Source organism: Bacillus sp. Xin1 (genome assembly GCF_013314535.1).
Taxonomy (GTDB): domain Bacteria; phylum Bacillota; class Bacilli; order Bacillales; family Bacillaceae_G; genus Bacillus_A.
In genome coordinates this window covers 449,044-468,161 of record NZ_JABUAE010000001.1, presented here as the reverse complement: position 1 = coordinate 468,161, position 19,118 = coordinate 449,044, and the positions used below count along the sequence as shown (strand labels likewise).

The 19,118-nt window shown below is 36.1% G+C and carries 18 protein-coding genes, 1 pseudogene and 2 riboswitches; of the genes and pseudogenes, 9 read left to right on the top strand and 10 right to left on the bottom strand.

What is annotated here, in order from left to right; genetic code table 11:
• Positions 1-118: 118 nt before the first annotated feature.
• From mtnA to HRG09_RS02525, 3 genes and pseudogenes are all read right to left on the bottom strand, one after another.
• Positions 119-1,189 carry an S-methyl-5-thioribose-1-phosphate isomerase gene (mtnA, locus tag HRG09_RS02535; protein ID WP_174099192.1) on the bottom strand — a complete coding sequence of 357 codons (1,071 nt, stop codon included), beginning with the start codon at positions 1,187-1,189 and terminating at the stop codon, positions 119-121.
• Positions 1,186-2,367: an S-methyl-5-thioribose kinase gene (mtnK, locus tag HRG09_RS02530; RefSeq protein ID WP_174099191.1), complete on the bottom strand. Its 1,182-nt coding sequence runs from the start codon at positions 2,365-2,367 to the stop codon at positions 1,186-1,188. Before mtnK ends, mtnA begins: the two co-directional genes overlap by 4 nt.
• Before the next feature lie 90 nt (positions 2,368-2,457).
• A riboswitch (SAM riboswitch) is annotated at positions 2,458-2,599 on the bottom strand.
• A gap of 73 nt (positions 2,600-2,672) precedes the next feature.
• A pseudogene (locus HRG09_RS02525) lies at positions 2,673-3,537 on the bottom strand (carbon-nitrogen family hydrolase).
• Between the two features lie 14 nt (positions 3,538-3,551).
• On the opposite strand from HRG09_RS02525, the gene HRG09_RS02520 reads away from it, so the two are divergent.
• From HRG09_RS02520 to HRG09_RS02495, 6 genes are all read left to right on the top strand, one after another.
• Positions 3,552-4,742, top strand: coding sequence for a pyridoxal phosphate-dependent aminotransferase (locus HRG09_RS02520; protein ID WP_174099189.1), 1,191 nt, complete (start codon positions 3,552-3,554; stop codon positions 4,740-4,742).
• Positions 4,743-4,794: 52 nt separating this feature from the next.
• Positions 4,795-4,900: riboswitch (SAM riboswitch) on the top strand.
• Positions 4,901-4,964: 64 nt separating this feature from the next.
• Positions 4,965-6,209 (top strand): 2,3-diketo-5-methylthiopentyl-1-phosphate enolase, encoded by a 1,245-nt coding sequence (gene mtnW, locus HRG09_RS02515; protein ID WP_174099188.1) that lies wholly within the window; start codon positions 4,965-4,967, stop codon positions 6,207-6,209.
• Positions 6,206-6,865, top strand: a complete 660-nt coding sequence (locus tag HRG09_RS02510; protein ID WP_174099187.1) for a 2-hydroxy-3-keto-5-methylthiopentenyl-1-phosphate phosphatase — start codon at positions 6,206-6,208, stop codon at positions 6,863-6,865. Before mtnW ends, HRG09_RS02510 begins: the two co-directional genes overlap by 4 nt.
• Complete coding sequence (locus HRG09_RS02505; RefSeq protein ID WP_174099186.1) at positions 6,862-7,500, top strand: methylthioribulose 1-phosphate dehydratase; 639 nt, start codon at positions 6,862-6,864, stop codon at positions 7,498-7,500. The genes HRG09_RS02510 and HRG09_RS02505 overlap by 4 nt, the downstream gene beginning before the upstream one ends.
• Complete coding sequence (locus tag HRG09_RS02500) at positions 7,478-8,008, top strand: 1,2-dihydroxy-3-keto-5-methylthiopentene dioxygenase (protein WP_174099185.1); 531 nt, start codon at positions 7,478-7,480, stop codon at positions 8,006-8,008. Before HRG09_RS02505 ends, HRG09_RS02500 begins: the two co-directional genes overlap by 23 nt.
• A gap of 444 nt (positions 8,009-8,452) precedes the next feature.
• A complete protein-coding gene (locus HRG09_RS02495; RefSeq protein ID WP_174099184.1) occupies positions 8,453-8,728 on the top strand; it encodes a hypothetical protein in 276 nt (91 codons plus the stop codon).
• Positions 8,729-8,848: 120 nt separating this feature from the next.
• Here HRG09_RS02495 and HRG09_RS02490 read toward each other — a convergent pair whose 3' ends face one another.
• From HRG09_RS02490 to HRG09_RS02475, 4 genes are all read right to left on the bottom strand, one after another.
• Positions 8,849-9,181 carry a DUF3909 family protein gene (locus tag HRG09_RS02490; RefSeq protein WP_174099183.1) on the bottom strand — a complete coding sequence of 111 codons (333 nt, stop codon included), beginning with the start codon at positions 9,179-9,181 and terminating at the stop codon, positions 8,849-8,851.
• Positions 9,182-9,185: 4 nt separating this feature from the next.
• Positions 9,186-10,064, bottom strand: a complete 879-nt coding sequence (locus tag HRG09_RS02485) for an NAD(P)-dependent oxidoreductase (RefSeq protein WP_174099182.1) — start codon at positions 10,062-10,064, stop codon at positions 9,186-9,188.
• 4 nt (positions 10,065-10,068) lie between these two features.
• On the bottom strand, positions 10,069-11,199 hold the full coding sequence (locus HRG09_RS02480; RefSeq protein WP_174099181.1) for a serine hydrolase domain-containing protein: 1,131 nt from the start codon (positions 11,197-11,199) through the stop codon (positions 10,069-10,071).
• A gap of 92 nt (positions 11,200-11,291) precedes the next feature.
• A complete protein-coding gene (locus tag HRG09_RS02475) occupies positions 11,292-12,584 on the bottom strand; it encodes a GGDEF domain-containing protein (protein WP_174099314.1) in 1,293 nt (430 codons plus the stop codon).
• Positions 12,585-12,948: 364 nt separating this feature from the next.
• Here HRG09_RS02475 and HRG09_RS02470 point away from each other — a divergent pair, with 364 nt between their 5' ends.
• The 3 genes from HRG09_RS02470 (at position 12,949) to HRG09_RS02460 (ending at position 14,675) form a co-directional block, all read left to right on the top strand.
• Positions 12,949-13,566, top strand: a complete 618-nt coding sequence (locus HRG09_RS02470) for a nitroreductase family protein (RefSeq protein ID WP_174099180.1) — start codon at positions 12,949-12,951, stop codon at positions 13,564-13,566.
• 218 nt (positions 13,567-13,784) lie between these two features.
• Positions 13,785-14,003 carry a hypothetical protein gene (locus tag HRG09_RS02465; RefSeq protein ID WP_174099179.1) on the top strand — a complete coding sequence of 73 codons (219 nt, stop codon included), beginning with the start codon at positions 13,785-13,787 and terminating at the stop codon, positions 14,001-14,003.
• 330 nt (positions 14,004-14,333) lie between these two features.
• Entirely contained in the window at positions 14,334-14,675 is a 342-nt protein-coding gene (locus tag HRG09_RS02460) for a DUF3915 family protein (RefSeq protein WP_174099178.1), read from the top strand.
• A gap of 65 nt (positions 14,676-14,740) precedes the next feature.
• On the opposite strand, the gene ptsP is transcribed toward HRG09_RS02460, so the two are convergent.
• The 3 genes from ptsP to ptsG all read right to left on the bottom strand — a co-directional run bounded on the left by ptsP (position 14,741) and on the right by ptsG (position 18,915).
• The gene (gene ptsP / locus HRG09_RS02455; RefSeq protein WP_174099177.1) at positions 14,741-16,453 is read right to left on the bottom strand and encodes a phosphoenolpyruvate--protein phosphotransferase; all 1,713 of its coding nucleotides are present in this window, start codon (positions 16,451-16,453) and stop codon (positions 14,741-14,743) included.
• The gene (gene ptsH / locus HRG09_RS02450; protein WP_000411078.1) at positions 16,453-16,716 is read right to left on the bottom strand and encodes a phosphocarrier protein HPr; all 264 of its coding nucleotides are present in this window, start codon (positions 16,714-16,716) and stop codon (positions 16,453-16,455) included. The genes ptsP and ptsH overlap by 1 nt, the downstream gene beginning before the upstream one ends.
• Positions 16,717-16,851: 135 nt before the next feature.
• A complete protein-coding gene (gene ptsG / locus HRG09_RS02445; protein WP_174099176.1) occupies positions 16,852-18,915 on the bottom strand; it encodes a PTS glucose transporter subunit IIABC in 2,064 nt (687 codons plus the stop codon).
• Positions 18,916-19,118: the final 203 nt, after the last annotated feature.

The window sequence follows — 19,118 nt, the reverse complement described above, 5'->3', positions numbered from 1 at the left end:
GACCACTTATTATCTCCTTCTGTATTCACATGGCATGGGGCTAAAAAAGGAACCGATCGCCCTTCCCCATGAGCGGATGTTCTCTTCCACCTAAAAGAAATGGTTTTATGTCAGACTTTCAATGCGTATTTATATCGCTTGTTTTTTCAAATAATGAAGTAATCTCTACCGCATAATCCCCTTGTAGAATTCCCTTTTCAGTAATAATTCCAGTAATAAGATCATGCGGAGTTACATCAAATGCAGGATTATACACATTGACTCCCTCTGGAGCAATTTGTTTTCCAAAAACCTTTGTAACCTCAGATTCATCACGTTCCTCAATCACAATTTCAGCTCCTGTTTTTTTCGTAATATCAAATGTAGAAATCGGTGCAGCAACGTAGAAAGGGATATGAAAATATTTTGCTAGTATAGCTAAATTCAATGTCCCTATTTTATTTGCTGTATCACCGTTTGCAACAATTCGGTCTGCTCCTACAATGATAGCAGAAATATTTTTTGTTCGAATCGCATGGGCCGCCATATTATCTGTAATAAGCGTTACATCAATACCAGCTTGTTTCAATTCCCAGGCAGTAAGGCGCGCCCCTTGCAAAACTGGCCTTGTTTCACATGCATAAACATGTAAATTCACCCCTTGTTCTTTTCCAATATAAAACGGAGCTAGCGCTGTTCCATAACGAGCTGTAGCAATACTTCCCGCATTACAAATCGTTAAAATATGATCACCATCTTTAAACCTAGTTAAAGCATGCTCTCCTATGCTACGGCATACATTTTCATCTTCTTGCTGAATTTTAAGTGCTTCATCTTCCAATATTTCTCTCACTTCTTTAATTGTTGTTATTTGCTTAATAGAAGCTGCCATACGATCAATTGCCCAAAATAAATTAACAGCAGTCGGACGTGAGGTTGCTAAATAATTACAATCTCTTTTAAATTGTTTTTCAAAGTCAGTGATATTCGTAGCATTATATTTTTTTGCGGCAAGCACTAAACCAAAAGCTGCCGTAATACCAATTGCAGGTGCTCCTCGCACTTCCAGCATAACAATACTTTTCCACACATCTTCAATATTGGTTAACGTTTTATATTCTACAACGTGCGGTAATCTCGTTTGATTTAATAATGCAATAGAATCTCCTTTCCAGCTTATAGAACGTGGAACGGCAACTGTTGCACTCATGCTTTCACCCCTCCTGAAACAATATATTGAAATACCGTTTGAAACAATCGAGTATCCGCACCGTTCGTTTCATGTATCACTAGTTCTCTGCCTAAATATAATGCATGTTTTTTAGCTTGTATTCTTCTATTCTTATCCTGAATTCCATCTAAATCTGCTACATGTGCTAACCCAATTGTTCGACGAATGATTTCACACCCCGCAAACCCAACTGCATCAGCAAAAATATTTTGCAGTACAATTGCCAGCCATTGTTTCTCCTTTGTATAGGATTCTACTCCTTCTAGTACCCAGAGTTTTGTAAATACTTCTACAAAATTACTCCATGTTTTTTCAATATGATAGAATAATACACTTCGCTTCTCTTCTTCCCTTGATAGCGCATTTAATAATAAATTTGCTATAAATTGACCTAGATCAAATCCAAGTGGTCCAAATGTTGCAAACTCTGGATCAATCACCTTTGTTTCCGAAGGTGATGAAAAAATACTACCTGTATGTAGATCGCCATGAATTAGTGCTTCTTTTCTCGTTAAAAATTTATATTTATACTGCGCTACCTGTAATTTCAATTTCTTATCACACCAAAGTTCATCTAATGTAGGCTGTAATTCTTTCTCATAATCGTTTGTATCATAGTTTCCAAACGGATCTGTAAACACAAGATCTTCTGTAATTTTGCAAAGATCAGGGTTTACAAACTTTCCATCTAGCACCCTTTTCTCTTCTGCTAATAGACCAAAATCTGACGTATAAAAAAGAACGTGTGCCAAAAAGCGTCCAATGTGCTGAGATAAAAGTGGATAATCTTCCCCTTCAATCAAGCCTTTACGAGTAATGGTAAGAGCTGATAAATCCTCCATTACTGTCACAGCTAACTCTTCATCATGACCATATACTTTCGGAACATATTCTGGTACATATTTTGCAAAAACTTGCAATGCTTGACTTTCAATTGTGGCCCTTCTTAACGAAAGTGGCCAGCTTTCCCCAACGACTTTTGCATAGGGGAGAGCTTGTTTTACAATGATACCTCGTTCTCCATCGTGGATTCGGAATACATAATTTAAATTTCCATCCCCTATTTCATGGCAAGTCACCTTTGCTTTTTGCTCAAAGTACCCATGCTCTTTTACATACTCAACTGCTGTTTCTTTTGTTAATGAACGATATCCCATTTTTTATCCCCCTTTATTAAATTCAGAGGCTTTTCATCATAAGAAAAACCTCTTTCCATGAAGAAAGAGGTTTGAAGTTGATCTTCTCCCCTCTTATCTGTCAGAAAGCTATCCTTTCTGCTGGAATTAGCACCGTGCCTTTTTGGCGCATCAGCGCCCCATCTCACAATGGTATTACGGTCGGTTGCTGGGTTTCATCGGGCCAAATCCCTCCACCTGCTCTTGATAAGAGTTGCATGATTTATTCGAATTTTTAAGTTTCTGCTACAGACTATAACAAGAATAAAAATCATTTGTCAATATTTTTATTTATATAATTCTGGACGTCGATCAACAAAAATAGGAATTCCCTTACGCACTTCCTTAATTTTTTCTAACTCTATATTCCCATGCAAAATAGATTCTTCTTCTTCTGCTTCTGCTACAGTTTCCCCCCACGGATCAATAATAAGAGAATGACCAGCAAACACATTATTTGGATCTTCACCAGCTCTATTGCACGCGATTACATAACATTGATTTTCAACTGCTCTTGCTTGAAGAAGTGAACGCCAATGAGACAAGCGAACAAGTGGCCATTCTGCCACGACAAATAACACCTTTGCTCCTCTTACAGTATGAACACGCATCCATTCTGGAAAACGAATATCATAACAAATGACACCACCGCACTGTACACCATCCAATGTAAATTCTCCTGTTTCATCACCTGCTATTAAATAGTTATGTTCATTCATCAACTGAAACAAATGAACCTTACTATACTCACTTTGTAGTTTCCCTTCACGATTCACTGTATACATCGTATTCGTAACACCGTGCTTTATTTGCTTCGCAATAGAGCCACCAACAATATTCACATCATATTGCTGTGCCCATTCTGAAAGAAGCTGTTTTGTTTGAATCCCGTCTCTATCTGCAATTTCCGGCAACCTCTTTAAATCATAACCAGTCGTCCAAAGTTCTGGTAATACGATAACGTCCGGTTTTACTTGCATCGCTTCTTCTATTTTTTTCTTTGCATTTTCAATATTTATTTTTACATTCCCAAAAGCAATATCCATTTGAATACATGCGATTTTCATTTTATCCACTCCATCTACAATTTTTTTCTTTACAAAAACTTGGGAAGGTTATATCATTTGTCACTAGAATTGTAACAACTTTCAAAAGAGGTGGAAAGTATGAAACATTTTCAACCTTCCGAGATTGTAACATCATTGCCAACACAGTTTTTTGCTTCACTTGTTGCAAAAGTTAACAAAGTCGTCGAAGCAGGTCACGATGTTATCAATCTAGGACAAGGCAATCCAGATCAACCAACACCGCCGCATATCGTAACAACTTTACAACGTGCAGCAGAAAAAACAGTTCACCATAAATACCCGCCATTCCGTGGACATGAAAGCTTAAAAGAAGCTGTCGCTACATTCTACGAACGTGAATATGGCGTCAAAGTAAACCCACAAACAGAAGTTGCTATTTTATTTGGTGGTAAAGCAGGATTGGTTGAGTTACCACTTTGTTTTACAAACCCTGGCGATACAGTACTTGTACCAGATCCAGGATACCCTGACTATTTATCAGGTGTCGCTTTAGCAAAAACAAAATTTGAAACGATGCCCTTACTAGCAGAAAACAATTTTTTACCAAACTATAAAAAAATTGATGCATCTATTGCCAAACAAGCAAAATTAATGTTTTTAAACTATCCAAATAACCCAACTGGCGCTACTGCTTCAAAAGAATTTTTTGAAGAAACAATTTCCTTTGCAAATGAACACGATATTTTAGTCGTGCATGATTTTGCTTATGGTGCAATTGGCTTTGACGGCAACAAACCAACTAGCTTCTTACAAGCAGACGGTGCAAAAGATGTTGGCATTGAAATTTATACACTATCAAAAACATTTAATATGGCTGGTTGGCGAATCGCCTTTGCAATTGGTAACGAAAGCGTCATTGAAACGATTAATTTATTGCAAGATCATATGTATGTTAGTATATTTGGCGCTGTACAAGAGGCTGCTAGCGTTGCATTATTAAGCTCGCAATCTTGTGTAACAGAGCTAGTTGATCGATATGAATCTAGAAGAAATGCACTTATTTCAGCATGTCATTCAATCGGTTGGAATGTACTCGCACCAAAAGGCTCTTTTTTTGCTTGGCTTCCTGTTCCAGCAGGTCTTTCATCCGAGGAGTTTGCTGATATATTACTAGAACAAGCTCATGTAGCTGTCGCACCTGGAGTCGGATTCGGCGAACACGGTGAAGGTTACGTTCGGATCGGATTATTACATACAGAAGAACGGTTACAAGAAGCAGTTCAGCGAATTGATAAATTAAAAATTTTCAAAAAATCATTGACAACCTAAAAAAACTCTGTCAAAATTCAGATATCGAAAAAATTTAAACATTTCTAAATACTTCTTATCAAGAGCAGGTGGAGGGACGAGCCCGACGAAGCCCGGCAACCGATCTACAATTGTAGACACGGTGCTAATTCTCGCAGCGTTATGCTGACAGATAAGGAGCTGGTTGTAAAAAAACCTCTCCTTAGCTGAGAGGTTTTTTTATTTAACTAGGAGGTTATGAAAATGAGCGGAATAACAGCAACCTATTTAATTCATGATGATTCTCATAATTTAAACCAAAAAGCGGAGCAAATTGCTCTCGGTTTGACAATTGGTTCATGGACTCATTTACCACACTTATTACAAGAACAATTAAAACAACATAAAGGCAACGTCATTCATGTTGAAAAATTAGAAGAACCAGAACATGTAAATGTGTACCTTGGAAAAAAAGTAACGCGTGGACTCATTAAAATTCATTATCCATCATTAAATTTCAGCCCTGATTTACCGGCCATTTTAACAACAACATTTGGAAAATTATCATTAGATGGCGAAGTTAAACTGATTGATTTAACATTTTCAGATGACTTAAAAAAGCGTTTCCCTGGTCCTAGATTCGGTATTGAAGGAATTCGAAATCTCTTACATATTCATGACCGTCCACTTCTAATGAGTATTTTCAAAGGAATGATTGGACGCAATATCGGATATTTAAAAACCCAGCTACGCGATCAAGCAATTGGCGGTGTAGATATTGTAAAAGATGATGAGATTTTATTTGAAAACTCATTAACGCCACTTACGAAACGAATTCATGTTGGAAAAGAAGTATTACAATCTGTATACGAAACATATGGTCATAAGACTTTATATGCAGTGAATTTAACGGGACGTACTTATGATTTAAAAGAAAATGCCAAACGAGCAATCGAATCCGGTGCAGATATCCTACTTTTTAATGTCTTCGCGTACGGATTAGATGTACTACAATCACTTGCAGAGGATAAAGATATTTCTATTCCTATTATGGCTCATCCTGCTGTAAGCGGTGCATACGCTTCATCGGAATTATATGGTCTTTCTTATCCATTGCTACTTGGAAAGCTACTTCGTTATGCTGGTGCAGATTTTTCTTTATTTCCATCACCATATGGCAGTGTTGCATTAGATAAAAACGAAACTCTTCTTATTACAAATGCATTAACTGAACAAGATCAATCTTTAAAACAAAGCTTCCCTGTTCCATCGGCTGGCATCCATCCTGGTTTTGTTCCATTTATCCTTCGTGATTTTGGTAAGGATGTTGTCATTAATGCAGGTGGTGGTATTCACGGTCATCCAAGCGGTGCACAAGGCGGAGGAAAAGCGTTCCGAGCAGCAATTGATGCTACTTTGCAAGGAACACCATTACATGAAGTCGGTAACACTGATTTACATGTTGCACTGCAATTATGGGGAAATCCATCTTGCGAGGTGAAACTATGAACCTTCAGGTTTTTTGTGACTTCGATGGTACGATTACGCACAATGATAATATCATTGCCATTATGGAGAAATTCGCTCCACCAGAATCTGAGGAGATAAAACGAAGGATATTATCACAAGATCTTTCTATTCAAGAAGGAGTCTCACAACTTTTTAAATTATTACCAACAGCTTTGCATGATAATATCATCAAGTTTCTAAAAGAAACGGCTAATATACGCACTGGTTTTGAAGAGTTTTTACAGTTTATAAATGAACATAACATTTCTTTTTATATTATTTCTGGAGGAATGGATTTCTTCGTTCATCCCCTCTTAGAAGGGCTCGTTCCGGAAAACCGAATTTATTGCAATAAAACCGATTTTTCTGAAGAATACATCAAAGTAAAATGGCCACACCCTTGCGATGAACATTGTAATTATAACTGCGGCCTTTGTAAATCAACATTAATTCGACAGCTTAGTTGTAAAGATGATTTTCATATTGTAATAGGTGACTCCATCACAGATTTACAAGCAGCTAAACAAGCTGATAAAGTATTCGCCCGGGATTTTCTTATTACAAAATGTGAAGAACACCATATTCCTTACACACCATTTGAAACGTTTTATGATATTCAAACTGAATTACGACACTTGTTGGAGGTAAAGCTATGAAACAACTTTTTCATCAATGGCATAACCTAAGTGAACTAAAAAAAGAATTAACCAGTCACAACTGGTTTCCAGCAACAAGTGGAAATATTTCTATAAAAGTAAATCACGAACCACTTACTTTTCTTATCTCAGCAAGCGGGAAGGATAAAACAAAAACAACACCTGATGATTTCCTATTAGTTGATTATCAAGGAAAACCTGTCTTAGATACCGATTTACGTCCTTCTGCCGAAACCATATTGCATACGCATATTTACAATCATACAAATGCTGGTTGCGTCCTGCATGTCCATACAACTGATAATAATGTCATCACAAATTTATATAAGGAAGAAGTTATTCTTCGTAACCAAGAAATTATTAAAGCTCTTGATATTTGGGAAGAAGGTGCAACCATTCACATTCCAATTATTGAAAATGATGCCCACATCCCTTCGCTTGGAGAAAAATTCAAGAAGCACATCCATGAAGATTCAGGAGCTATATTAATCCGAAACCACGGTATTACCGTTTGGGGAAAAGATAGCTTTGACACAAAGAAACGATTAGAAGCATATGAGTTTTTATTCCAATTTCATATAAAACTATTATCAATTCAAGGAGGCGTTTCACATGGCGCAAATTCGTATTCATGAAATAAACACCCGCATTGAAAATGAAGTAGAAGTGAAGCAATTTTTACAAGGAGAAGGCGTTTTATATGAGAAATGGGATATTTCAAAACTTCCTGTTCATTTAAAAGAAAACTACTCCTTAACTGATGAAGACAAAAAAGAAATTTTAACAATATTCTCTAAAGAAATTGCTGATGTTTCAGAGCGTCGAGGTTATAAAGCACATGATGTTATTTCCCTTTCAAATGCAACACCTAACCTCGATGAGTTATTAATTAACTTTAAACAAGAACATCATCATACAGACGATGAAGTTCGTTTTATTGTCAGTGGGCATGGCATCTTTGCCATCCAAGACAAAGATGGTCGCTTCTTCGATGTTGAACTTGAACCTGGTGATTTAATCTCTGTACCTGAAAATGCAAGACATTATTTCACATTACAAGATGATCGCCAAGTTGTAGCCATTCGTATCTTTGTTACAACGGAAGGTTGGGTTCCTATTTACCCCGCTATTCGCGGGCAGTAAGTTCTCCACTCAAGATTGAGAGAGAAACAAGGAAGATAGGCGGGAAATCAACTGCCCATAAAAGCCCGATTGATGAGGGCTCATAATCAGTGGGGGATAAAGCCCCCACTGATTAAAGTTTCACTTTACTAAGGTAGTTAGTTGAATAAAAGGAATTGGACCCCCTTTTCCTTCCTTTTATTCACTCTACATATATACATCCTCCTATGGAACAGGCTTATTTCAAAAATATGAAATAAGCCTGCTTTTTTATTTTCTCCTGCCTCGCAGATTCATCACCTAGAATAAATGATCCCCATATTTTTTATTTTTCCATTTTATCAAGTATATTTATCAATAATTTTTGAACATTTTTTGAACTTTTTCTGAAAATTCTGTTTAAATTGTGTTATAATACAAATAATAGAAAATGTATCGAAAAAACTGTAAAAGAGGGGGAAGAACATGAATTTAATTATAGCACTTATACTTGGGGTTACTTGTGGAGCTATTCCTGCTATTCTCGGTGCAATTATGGAGGAATTAGAAATTGGTATGTTAGGTTTTGTCGCATCTTCTGTAAGCGCTTTACTTTTTGGCTTGTACGGTGCTATTCCTGTCGCTATTCTCTTTTCATTATATATATTACGTCATGCTCGCGCAAAGCAATTCAGTCGAAACCATATGGCCCAAATCATTCCATTTCCAATTGAACGCTCTCGTCGTGCTTCAAGCTTATAATCTCATTTATTATATCCTCACAATATATCTACTTTAATATAGCCTACCCTTGTCAAATTTAGCTTCCAATTCCAAAAAATATTTTAAACATAATAAAAAAGTCCTCATTTGAGGACTTTTTTATTTATTAGCTTCCAAAAACTGAAATAGTTCTTGTAAATGGAGAGCATCTTCTCCGTAACTAACAGATACATAACATACTCCATCAATTTCAGCATGCATATAAAGATCGATACCTTCACGGTCATACTTTAAAGCTAAATAAAATTCCATTTCTTCTAGCATTTTCTTTGATGTTCGAATAACATAATGGCCATTCTCATCACGTCCATATTCAAATGTTGGCTCAAAATCATATTTTTGTTTAAATGCTGCTTGTTGTTTATCATTAATCGGCATACAAGTTGTACGCTGCACAGCATCAATCATTCCATCAAATGTTTCTAAATTCATCATATTACCCCCTTATGTATTTTTTATATAATACTTGTGTTCCACTATCTTCCGCTCCCGCTTCTATTAATTGTTCATATAAGTCTTTCGCGAGGGTTAAACCTGGTACAGGTAATTCTAACTTTTCAGCCTCATCTAATGCAATCTTCATGTCCTTCATGAAGTGTTTTACATAAAACCCTGGCGCAAAGTCCTCCTTTAGCATACGCGGAGCTAAATTACTTAATGACCAACTACCAGCTGCTCCAGTTGAAATACTTTTTAATACTTTATCTGGATCTAATCCCGCTTTCTTTGCATACGCTACCGCTTCACAAACTCCTATCATATTAGAAGCGATCGCAATTTGATTACACATTTTTGTATGCTGTCCACTTCCTGCTGACCCTTGTAATTGAATATTTTCTCCTAACTTCTCAAATAACGGCAAACAAGCTTCATATACTTCTTGATCTCCACCAATCATAATAGCCAGTCTACCTTCTTTTGCACCAATATCTCCTCCTGATACTGGCGCATCTAAAGTATGTACATTTTTTGTTTTTCCATTTTCATATATACGTTTTGCTAACGTTGGTGTCGATGTTGTAAAATCAATTGTAATTGTCCCTTCATTTGCATGTTCCAGAATTCCCTCTGTTCCAAAATAAATTTCTTCTACATCATGCGGATATCCTACCATCGTCATAACAACATCTACATTCTTTACTAATTCTTTTGGTGAATTACACCAATGCGCTCCTTCTTTTAATAAAGAAGTTGCCTTTTCTTTCGTACGGTTATATACATATACTGTATAACCACCTTGTAATAAATGATGTACCATACTTTTCCCCATAACACCTGTACCTATAAAACCAATTGACGAAATTACTTGTTTCATCCACTCATCCCCTTTGTTCTAATAAGTCACTTACCGTTTTTCGAAATTCCTTATTGAAATCATCATTTATACTATTTTGTACATTTGAGAATAAGATAACAAACGTTCCCTTATCTTTATTAAAATTATTAAATGTATTCCAACCAGCTACTACACCATGATTATGAAAATAATCATGATAAATATAAAAACTAAATGCATACTTTTTTTCTGCTGAAGGCATAAACATTGCTTGTATACTTTGCAGTGAAAGAAGTTTTCCATTTATAATTGCTTCATCTAATTTCTTCATATCCCCAACTGTAGTATACATCTCACCGCAGCCATATAGCCAGTTCATTGCTAATTTTGGAGCTGGTACAAGTATATTATTTTCCTTTTTGTACCCTTTCGTGAAATATCTCTCTCCTGGCGCCATATTTCCCATACCTGACTCATGCATGCCCGCTCGCGCAAATATATTTTCCTTTACGTATTCTTCTAAAGGCTTCTTAGATATATTTTCTATAATATAAGCAAGCACCATATAATTATAGTCAGTGTATTCCCAACCAGTACCGGGTGGAAAAGCTACTTGCTGGTTTCCAATCCAAGTAACTAACGCCAAACGGGATGCAGCATTCACTTTTCCCTTTCCCTTCCCTGGTAAGCCCGAAGTGTGTGTGAGAAGGTGGTATAATGTAATATTTTTTTCTGCGGGGAATGAAGGGATATATTTATTTACATTGTCCTGAATATTTACTTTCCCCTGCTCTTGCAACTGTAAAATGGATGTTGCCACAACAGTCTTAGTAATTGAACCGATGCGATACTTTGTTTGCGGTGTATTTTTAACTTTATTTTGCACATCCGCATATCCATAACCTTTATTGAGTAATACATGACCTTTATCCTCGACAAGAACTGTTCCATTAAAGTCTTTGTCTATTAAATATTGGTCTAACTTTTGTGCAATACTAGCATAATCAATTGGTGGTTGCTTTTTTTCTTCCAAATTATCCTGTAATTCAGATTTAGTAGAAGGGATTACCTTTGATATTGGCGCCTCTGACTTCTCCAGCGTATCCCAAAAATAGTACACAATTCCGCATACTAAAAAGCAACACAAGACCATCATAATCAATCTTTTTAGCATTTAAAAACCTCCGCAGTTACTTCATCATAAATGGTCCCCTATCTCTATTATCAAACAACAGAAAAAAATCGCAACACTTTGTTGCGAAAAATTCACATTTTTTCTTCTCTATATAGACGTACTTGGTTTTTCCCATTTTTTTTCGCTTCATATAAAGCAATATCTGCTCGCTGTATTAACTCCTCTTTTGTAATTCCTTGCTCATACAAAGCAATACCAAAACTTGCAGTTAATTTTGAAATACTAGAGAACTGTTTCGTTTCAATAAAAAAACGTAAAGATTCAGCAACTTGGAAGGCCTCTTTTTCCGTTGTATTTATTACTAATATACTAAATTTCTCTCCACCCCACCGTGCAAAAATATGCTGGGATGCTATTTTAGATTTCATAAGTTCAGCTAACTGAATTAATGCTAAATCACCAAAATCATGCCCATATGTGTCATTCACTTTTTTAAAATCGTCTATATCAAAAAGAATAACCGCCATTGTTTGATTCATTCGTTTTTCGTTTTTCCAGTTTTCTTCCAATACTTGTTGAAACTTCAAACGGTTGTATATTTCTGTTAAAGAATCAATTGCAGCAAGCTGTTCTTGCTCTTGATATAATTCATCTAATTCCGTAATATCGGTACACTTAACAATAAACCTAGACAAATCTTCTGGTACAGATACGGCACGTAATAAAAAAATGAACTCTTCACCTTCATAATTATACATTTTTATTTTTCTGGATTGTTCTAAAGAATCATCGAGCCAAGTTATATCGTGATTTGTTGTGTAATATCCATGCTCTTGAATAAAATGTTCCGCAAATACCATATGATTCTCATGATATGAAAATAAATTTTCATATCCAAAAAAACTCAAAAAGTTCGTATTACAGTCGACGATTTCATCATCTTCTACAATAAATAATAAATCATTTTGAAAATCAAACATCATTTGAAGAAGCTCTTGTTGAATAGTTAATTGCTGCAATAGTGATAATTGATAAAGACTTTTGTTTACCTCTTCTAACACAACCTGCGGTGTAACAGGAGCCATCACAATATTTCGTACCCCTATTGTAAGTAGATCTACAAATTTTGACGTCACCGGCTGATCCCAAATAACTATAAAAGAACTCATTGAATTATATATGTGTTTTATATGCTCTACTTGTGCACCATTCGACACATAAATGATTACAATTTGTGGTCGCACTTTTTCATATAATAGTTCTCCTTCTTCAAAACTATTTGCTATAAACATACATTTAGGATGTATATTGTCAATCGTATACTGGTGATTACACCCTTCTTCTATATAAAGTACATTTACATGGAGATCTTGTAATACATTTTGAAAAACCGTATTCTCTAATAAAAAATGTAGTATGTTCACCACTGGTCTTCACTCACTTCATATATCCTGTTCTACTGAATTCTTCACTATCCTTTTCTATAAGGGACCGCTATCAAAAGAACCCGATTGATGAGGGCTGAGTATCAGCAGGAACGAAGAACCCTCCCACTGACAGGAGCTTCACTTTACATATTTCTTTTTTAATCTGTGAATCATCTTTTTATTGTATGATTTCATGAATGATAGCGATTGTACGAATGTCCTCTTTTTATTTATTCTATTCTCAACAACTTGACAATTAAAATAAAGGTATTATACTCTTTTACAGTGATAACTTACAAAACGTAAGTAAAAATTACATATAGTATTTTTTGTAAATCGACATACAACTTGGAGGTATATTATGACACAGCAAGATTTTTTTACTGTTTTATATGAACGAACATCTAATCGTGCATTCAATCCTGAAAGGGAAATTTCAAAAGAAGAATTACAAGAAATTTTGAAAGCAGCGGGCCAAGCACCGTCAGCTTGGAACTTACAACATTGGAAGTTTCTTGTTTTCCAAGGTAAAGATGTACAAAGCCGTTTACATCCAATCGCTTATAATCAACAACAAATTCTTGACGCCTCTGCAGTAGTCGCTATTTTAGGTGACCTAGAAGCGGATAAAAACATTGATCCTGTATATGGACCAATTGTAGAGCAAGGATTTATGAAAGAAGAGGCCAAAGAACGTTTGGCACAAAATATTGAATCTGCATATAAGCGTGAACAATATCCACGAGATGCAGCCTTCTCCAATGCATCACTAGCAGCAATGCAGCTTATGCTTGCAGCAAAAGCAACTGGCTGGGATACTTGTGCGATCGGCGGCTTTAATCCACAAGCACTAATGGATGAATTTAATGTTTCTTCTCGCTATGTACCAATCATGCTAATTACAATTGGGGAATCGACTTTAAAAGGACATCCAGCACCACGTATGAATGTCGAACAAGTGACTGAGTGGGTAAAATAAACAGTCCCACAATGACATAAAAACCGAAGGAGATTCCTTCGGTTTTTATGTCATTTCTTTGTAATATTTCAACATATATAAATAACGATTCATTCCTCTCTCCCCCTTTGAACCGTAGTATTTTGTCGAACTTTATTACATACTGAAATATAAGGGGTGATTTTTTGTTACAATTGTGATACAATGGTAACAAATAGATAACAAGAGAGGGATTTTCATTGAATTCATATGGAAGCTTTATTGCATTTTTAAGCTATACCGTAACTGTACTGCTTCTATACTTTATTGGAGATGCCACAAATATTACAATATTACAATTTCCAAAAGAAAAAGCACTACAGCTAGAAGAAGGACTACATATCTCACAATCTATCGTACCATTACTGTTGGCTCTTCCCGTATATGCAATCGTTTTATATAAAAGTAAAAAAGTGTAAAGGATACCTCGTTATAAATGAAGGTGTCTTTTTTCTATATATCCGGTTATTCGTGAATAGTCGAACCTCTCCTAAAGATTCTTGTTGATTCAAAGATGAGAAACACAGGATAACTCCCCATAAAATTCCGATGCTTGAATAAAGAAAAAACACGAATAAAATTTGCAATCTATCTTCCCCTGTCATTTGTCCTTATCCAAATACCATTAAATAACAAACACCCATCTAGTCATTTAAAATAAGTAAATATCCCAACAAAAATTCCACGCTATGTCCAATCACCACATATGGAACTTACATACATTATAAGTGTGAAGGGGGTGAAGAATTATGTTTGGATCTTTTGGATGTCGTGATGACTTCAGAGGTTGTAACTTTGACGATGGGTGTAAAAGAGATGATCGCAGAGATGATGATTTTCACAAAAAATCACTATGCAATGTCCTTATTAACATTTCAATTGGAACAAAAATTTCTCTTCTAAAAGTTAAAGATTGTGGTACGTTCCGTGATGTAGTATTTGAAGGGTTTTCTTGTGGGGTGGCTCTCTTCTCCAAGAATAACTGCAGAAACGATAATCACCATGAGCCATGTGATAACAAACACAAAGACGATTTTAAAGGATTATTACGTGTTTGCCCAGAGGATATAATCGCAATTGCAATTTGTTAGAAGATTAGCCTTGTACAAAAAACCTGAGACCGATTTGAAATCGGTCTCAGGTTTTCTTTTTACTATTAAATACTTTTAACTAATTCAACAACTTCTTCAGCAGTTGACATTGTTAATGCTTTTTGTGCTAACTCTTCCATTTGTGCTTTTGACAACTTACTTAGTTGTGTTCTTGCAGGAAGGATAGATGTTGCACTCATGCTAAATTCATCTAAACCTAATCCAAGTAGTAATGGGATTGCAAGCGAATCTCCTGCCATCTCACCACACATACCAGCCCATTTTCCTTCTTTATGAGCAGCATCGATAACCATTTTTACAAGACGTAAAATAGATGGGTTATACGGTTGGTATAAGTAAGATACACGTTCATTCATACGGTCAGCAGCCATTGTATATTGGATTAAATCATTTGTTCCAATAGAGAAGAAGTCAACTTCTTTAGCAAATTGATCTGCTAATACCGCAGAAGCAGGGATTTCTACCATCATACCTACTTCAATATCGTCAGAAACAGTTGTACCAGCCCCAACAAGTCTCTCTTTCTCTTCCAATAAAATTGCTTTTGCTTGACGGAATTCATCAAGAGTTGCAATCATTGGGAACATGATTTTTAAATTACCATATACACTTGCACGAAGTAATGCACGAAGTTGCGTACGGAACACATCTTGTTCTTCAAGGCATAAGCGAATTGCACGGTAACCTAAGAATGGGTTCATTTCTTTTGGTAAATGTAAGTATGGAAGTTCTTTATCTCCACCAATGTCAAGTGTACGAACAACAACTGGTTGACCTTCTTTTACACCTTCAAGAACTGCTTTATACGCTTCGAACTGCTCTTCTTCTGTTGGAAGATTGTCACGGCCCATGTATAAGAATTCTGTACGGTATAATCCAACGCCTTCTCCACCATTGTCGATGATACCTTGTACATCATTTGGTGTTCCGATGTTAGCAACAAGCTCGACATGGTGTCCGTCGCTTGTTACAGTAGCTTGATCTTTTAATTTCGCCCATTCAACTTTCTGTTCTTCGAATTTCGCTTTCTTTTCTTGGAAAGCGCGAAGAGTTTCTTCTGATGGGTTTACAATTACTTCTCCATCTAAACCGTCGATGATTACCATATCGCCGTTTTGGATTTTCTCCATAACAACTTTCGTACCAACAACAGCTGGAATTTCCATAGAGCGAGCCATAATTGCAGAGTGAGATGTACGTCCACCAATATCAGTTGTAAAACCTTTTGCATATTTACGGTTTAATTGAGCTGTATCCGATGGTGTTAAATCTTCAGCAATGATGATTACTTCTTCAGAAATTGTGCTTGGGTTTGAGAAGTTAATTCCTAGTAAATGTGCAAGAACGCGTTTTGTTACGTCGCGAATATCCGCTGCACGCTCTTTCATATATTCGTTATCCATGTTTTCAAACATAGTAATGAACATTGTTGCAACTTCATCCATTGCAAATTCAGCATTTACTTTTTCACTATTTACTTTATCTTTTACTGGATTTACTAGTTCTGGATCATTTAGTACTAGTAAATGTGCTTCAAAGATAGCAGCTTTATCAGCACCAAGTTCAGCAAAAGCATGGTCTTTAATTGCTTCTAATTCAAATTTTGCTTTTTCAAGCGCAGCGTCTAAGCGTGCAATTTCTGCAGCTTCATCCGTAATCGTTTTCTTTTCAATGTTGAATTCAGGATTTTCAAGTCTGAAAGCCTTCGCAATAGCAATCCCACTTGATGCAGCGATCCCTTGAATATTAAGAGTCATTATTCTCCTAATCCTTCGTTTTTCATAGTTTCTTCGATAGCTGCTAGTGCTTGAGCTGCATCATCACCATTTGCAGTGATTTTAATTTCTGCGCCTTGTTGAATACCTAAAGACATAACACCCATGATTGATTTTAAGTTAACGTTTTTACCGTTATATTCTAAGTTGATATCAGCACCGAATTTGCTTGCAGTGTTAACAAGTAAAGTTGCTGGACGAGCATGAATTCCTGAATCGCTAGTTACTTTAAAGATTTTTTCCATAATAATCTATCTCCTTTAAATACAGTATTTTTTTAGTTGTATAGACGTTAGTACTACATCATCTATTGTATATAATAGGCGATGTTCGGTCAACCACATCGCCCATTATAATTATAAACATTTTTCGTCAATTTCTTACTGAATGTCAATAATAGATGCTTCGCCTTTCTTGACATTACCTTCTTTTTTCAATTCAACTTGTTGTCCTTGGCCTAAATTTGTAAAAATAATTGGTGTGATAATAGATGGTGCATTTTCTTTTACAAATGCTAGGTCTACTTTTAATAAAGGTTGTCCTTGTTTCACTTGATCACCTTGTGCTACAAGCGCTTCAAAACCTTCACCATTTAATTTTACAGTATCAATACCGAAGTGAATTAAAATTTCTTTCCCGCCTTCAGATTGAATACCAATTGCGTGTTTTGTAGGGAATACATTCACAATTTCACCGTTAACTGGAGAAACTACTGTTCCTTCTGTTGGTTCGATTGCAAATCCATCTCCCATCATTTTCCCTGAAAATACTTGATCAGGTACTTCTGTAATCGGTAAAATTTTCCCTTCAATTGGTGATACGATTGTCTCGTTTTCATCCACTTTTTGAGGAGTTTCTTCTACTTTTACAGGCTCTTCTTTTTCAACATGAGGCGTTCGACCTGACATAATATCATGAATTTGTGATTTCAATGTGTCTGATTTCGGTCCGAAAATAGCTTGAATGTTATTTCCAACTTCAAGTACACCAGCTGCTCCAAGTTCTTTTAAACGATCTTTGTTTACATTTTTTTGTTCATTAACTTGAACACGTAAACGTGTGATACAAGCGTCTAGAGAAGCAATATTCTCTTTACCACCAAGCGCCACTAATACTTCACGTGGAAGTTCGCCTGCTTCTGTTTTTCCTGCGCCATCAGCATCTGTTGTTACTTCACGACCAGGTGTTTTTAAATCCCATTTACGGATTGCAAAACGGAATCCGAAGTAGTAAATTACCGCAAGTACAAGACCTACAACGATTACCCACCACCATGGTGTACGGTTTTGAAGTACACCGAATAAGATAAAGTCAATTAAACCACCAGAGAATGTCATACCAATTTTAACACCTAAAATATGCATTGTCATAAACGATAAACCAGCAAATACAGCATGTATTCCGAATAATACTGGTGCTACGAATAAGAATGAAAATTCAAGTGGTTCTGTAATACCTGTTAAGAAAGATGTTAACGCAGCGGAGCCTAAAATACCTGCTGCTAATTTTTTGTTTTCCGGACGAGCTTCATGATACATTGCTAACGCTGCTGCTGGAAGACCGAACATCATGAACGGATACTTACCTGTTGTAAATGTACCAGCTGTTAATTCTACACCGTCTTTTAACTGTGCCATAAAGATTTTTTGGTCACCGCGAATTAATTCGCCTGCTGCATTTGTATATTGACCGAACTCGAACCAGAACGGTGAATAGAAAATATGATGTAGTCCAAATGGAATTAAGGAACGTTCAATTAAGCCGAAAATAAATGCTGCTAATGTCTTGTTTGCATCAATCATTTGGTGCGAGAATGTATTTAAGCCACCTTGAATTGTTGGCCAGATAAAGCACATTAAAATCCCTAATAGTAAAGAAAATGCTGCTGTTGCAATCGGTACGAAACGCTTACCTGCAAAGAACCCTAAATACGGTGGCAATTCAATATTGAAATATTTATTATAGCAATACGCCGCTAATATCCCGACGATAATACCACCAAACACTCCAGTTTGCAGTGTTGGAATTCCTAGTACGTTTGCATACGCTGGATCTGCAAAACCAATTTTAACTGGATCAGATCCAACACTCGTTACTTTTACTAGCTTGTCTACTTCTAGGAACACACTCATTGTTTTGTTCATAATTAAGTAGCCAACGAAAGCTGCTAACCCAGCTACTCCGTCTCCACCAGCAAGTCCAATCGCTACCCCAACTGCAAATAATAACGCCAGGTTTGCGAAAATAATATCACCAGATTGTTCCATGATTTTTGCAACCATTACAAACCAATCTGCTTTTAAAGCAGGAATGAAATTTGTTAACGTTTCATTTTGAAATGCGTTACCAAATCCAAGTAAAATACCTGCTGCCGGTAAAATCGCTACTGGAAGCATAAGCGCTTTTCCGACTTTTTGAAGAACACCAAAGATCTTCTTAAACATGGAAACCCTTCCTCTCTTATCTATATTGTACTTTTCGACAAACGCCAAAAAGGCATGAGGAAAAAAAGATAGAACGATAGCTATACAAAGGGTAGTATATCCCTTTCTCTAGCTTACATTCCTGACTTTTCTCCACTCATGCCTGATCGAATCAGTAACACGTGTCAAAAATAGGTTTACGTATAAGTTCACTATTTTAAAGC

What these genes read in the sequence shown, in the direction of transcription:
- mtnA (WP_174099192.1), bottom strand. Translation starts at nt 1,189, where the DNA reads ATGAGTGCAACAGTTGCCGTTCCACGTTCTATAAGCTGGAAAGGAGAT.
- mtnK (WP_174099191.1), bottom strand. Translation starts at nt 2,367, where the DNA reads ATGGGATATCGTTCATTAACAAAAGAAACAGCAGTTGAGTATGTAAAA.
- HRG09_RS02520 (WP_174099189.1), top strand. Translation starts at nt 3,552, where the DNA reads ATGAAACATTTTCAACCTTCCGAGATTGTAACATCATTGCCAACACAG.
- mtnW (WP_174099188.1), top strand. Translation starts at nt 4,965, where the DNA reads ATGAGCGGAATAACAGCAACCTATTTAATTCATGATGATTCTCATAAT.
- HRG09_RS02510 (WP_174099187.1), top strand. Translation starts at nt 6,206, where the DNA reads ATGAACCTTCAGGTTTTTTGTGACTTCGATGGTACGATTACGCACAAT.
- HRG09_RS02505 (WP_174099186.1), top strand. Translation starts at nt 6,862, where the DNA reads ATGAAACAACTTTTTCATCAATGGCATAACCTAAGTGAACTAAAAAAA.
- HRG09_RS02500 (WP_174099185.1), top strand. Translation starts at nt 7,478, where the DNA reads ATGGCGCAAATTCGTATTCATGAAATAAACACCCGCATTGAAAATGAA.
- HRG09_RS02495 (WP_174099184.1), top strand. Translation starts at nt 8,453, where the DNA reads ATGAATTTAATTATAGCACTTATACTTGGGGTTACTTGTGGAGCTATT.
- HRG09_RS02490 (WP_174099183.1), bottom strand. Translation starts at nt 9,181, where the DNA reads ATGAATTTAGAAACATTTGATGGAATGATTGATGCTGTGCAGCGTACA.
- HRG09_RS02485 (WP_174099182.1), bottom strand. Translation starts at nt 10,064, where the DNA reads ATGAAACAAGTAATTTCGTCAATTGGTTTTATAGGTACAGGTGTTATG.
- HRG09_RS02480 (WP_174099181.1), bottom strand. Translation starts at nt 11,199, where the DNA reads ATGCTAAAAAGATTGATTATGATGGTCTTGTGTTGCTTTTTAGTATGC.
- HRG09_RS02470 (WP_174099180.1), top strand. Translation starts at nt 12,949, where the DNA reads ATGACACAGCAAGATTTTTTTACTGTTTTATATGAACGAACATCTAAT.
- HRG09_RS02460 (WP_174099178.1), top strand. Translation starts at nt 14,334, where the DNA reads ATGTTTGGATCTTTTGGATGTCGTGATGACTTCAGAGGTTGTAACTTT.
- ptsP (WP_174099177.1), bottom strand. Translation starts at nt 16,453, where the DNA reads ATGACTCTTAATATTCAAGGGATCGCTGCATCAAGTGGGATTGCTATT.
- ptsH (WP_000411078.1), bottom strand. Translation starts at nt 16,716, where the DNA reads ATGGAAAAAATCTTTAAAGTAACTAGCGATTCAGGAATTCATGCTCGT.
- ptsG (WP_174099176.1), bottom strand. Translation starts at nt 18,915, where the DNA reads ATGTTTAAGAAGATCTTTGGTGTTCTTCAAAAAGTCGGAAAAGCGCTT.